General features: G+C 65.8%; 2 protein-coding genes. Both read right to left on the bottom strand.

The genetic code is table 11. The annotated features are described in order from the left end of the window. Positions 1 to 629: IS1595 family transposase (locus AB4Z32_RS27405; protein WP_442124973.1), on the bottom strand; the 629-nt coding region annotated here is incomplete at its 3' end. Between the two features lie 125 nt (positions 630 to 754). Beyond that, positions 755 to 1,420: acyl-CoA dehydrogenase family protein (locus tag AB4Z32_RS27400; protein ID WP_442124972.1), on the bottom strand; the 666-nt coding region annotated here is incomplete at its 5' end.

Below are 1,420 nucleotides of genomic sequence, written 5' to 3'. Positions count from 1 at the left end.
TGCCGCTTGCTCACGCTGCCCTTGCCGGTCACGGCGTCGATGGTCTGGCCGCTGCGATCGCGTGCCACCAGGATGCACACTTGTTCATTCGAGATCCCGCGCTTTGTCGCCTTGCCGCCGCGTCTTCGTGGCGGACGGTCGAGATGTCTGGACCCCTTGTGCGATTCGAGCACATACATCTCATCGGCTTCGGCGATGCCGCTCAGCCGCTGCGGGCGGTCATCCTTGCTCAGGGCCAGGAAACGGTGGCGCCATCGAAAGCTGGTCGCGCTGGCCACGCCGATCTCGCGCGCCGAGCGGCGCACGCTGCGGGAGTCGAGCATGCAGCCGAGGTAGTCGAGCCAGTGTGCCTTGTGGCGCAGCCGCGCCAGCGGCGTGCCGCTGAGCAGGTTGAAGGTGCGGCGGCAGCTACGGCAGCGGTAGCGCTGCAGTCCGTGCGCATGGCCGTGGCGATAGGGTTTGTCGGCCTGGCAATGCGGGCAGCAGWGTGGCGCGGCRGGCTGCTCGACGATCTCGAGTACACGSTCGAGGCCGGCCGCCGATTGCAGCAGGTCGAGCAGGCGGTCGCGCTGGCGCCGCGTTAGAGAGGACAGGCGTTGCAGGAACTGTTCGAACTGCCGTGCTTGCATGCTGCCTCCATCAACGGTTCAGGTCGACATTGGACTGCAGGCTTGCAGAAAAGATTCCACACTTGGCGCGAACAGCGCCTAAAAAAACCCGCTCGGAAGCGGGTTTCTTGTCGGTCAGGCGATCATCAGAACGCCGCGATGCCGGTCTGCGCACGGCCCAGGATCAGGGCGTGGATGTCGTGCGTGCCCTCATAGGTGTTGACCACCTCGAGGTTGACCATGTGGCGGATGATGCCGAACTCGTCGGAGATACCGTTACCGCCCAGCATGTCGCGCGCGACGCGGGCGATGTCCAGCGCCTTGCCGCAGGAGTTGCGCTTCATGATCGAGGTAATCTCGACGGCGGCGGTGCCCTCGTCCTTCATGCGGCCCAGGCGCAGGCAGCCTTGCAGGCCCAGGGTGATCTCGGTCTGCATGTCGGCCAGTTTCTTCTGCACCAGCTGGTTCGCGGCGAGGGGCTTGCCGAACTGCTTGCGGTCCAGCACGTACTGGCGCGCGGTGTGCCAGCAGTCTTCCGCCGCGCCCAGCGCGCCCCAGGCGATGCCGTACCTGGCCGAGTTCAGGCAGGTGAACGGACCCTTCAGGCCGCGCACTTCCGGGAAGGCGTTTTCTTCCGGGCAGAACACCTCGTCCATGACGATCTCGCCGGTGACCGACGAGCGCAGGCCGAACTTGCCGTGGATCGCCGGAGCGCTCAAGCCCTTCCAGCCCTTTTCCAGCACGAAGCCGCGGATCGCGCCTTCGTCGTCCTTGGCCCAGACCACGAACACGTCGGCGACCGGAGAATTCGT

The sequence above is a fragment of the Massilia sp. 2TAF26 genome (assembly GCF_052115005.1).
Taxonomy (GTDB): domain Bacteria; phylum Pseudomonadota; class Gammaproteobacteria; order Burkholderiales; family Burkholderiaceae_D; genus Telluria.
This window is presented reverse-complemented; position numbering and strand designations above follow the sequence as displayed.